The organism is Arthrobacter halodurans (assembly GCF_041877255.1).
Classification (GTDB): Bacteria; Actinomycetota; Actinomycetes; order Actinomycetales; family Micrococcaceae; genus Arthrobacter_N; species Arthrobacter_N halodurans.
In genome coordinates this window covers 1-326 of sequence record NZ_JBHDLJ010000036.1, presented here as the reverse complement: position 1 = coordinate 326, position 326 = coordinate 1, and the positions used below count along the sequence as shown (strand labels likewise).

Here is a 326-nt window from a genome sequence, read left to right as displayed (position 1 = left end):
AGGATCCGCGCGCCCGCGAGCGTGCGCTCCTGCCGCTCCCGGAACTCCCGGGTGGCCGCGACCCTGAACGCGACGGCCTTGCCCGCGATCACGTGCTCCAGCGGCCCGCCCTGCTGGCCCGGGAACACCGCGGAGTTGATCTTCTTCGCGATCTCCGCGTCGTTGGACAAGATGATCCCCCCGCGCGGGCCCGCGAGCGTCTTGTGCGTCGTGGACGTCACCACGTGCGCGTGCGGGACCGGGGAGGGGTGCAGCCCCGCCGCGACCAGGCCCGCGAAGTGCGCCATGTCCACCATCAGGTACGCCCCGACCGCGTCCGCGATCCG

Annotated in this window: 1 pseudogene; it reads right to left on the bottom strand. The window is 73.3% G+C overall.

Annotation, left to right across the window (positions count from 1 at the left end):
* Nucleotides 1–326: pseudogene (locus ACETWP_RS17320) on the bottom strand (serine hydroxymethyltransferase); the annotation flags it as partial.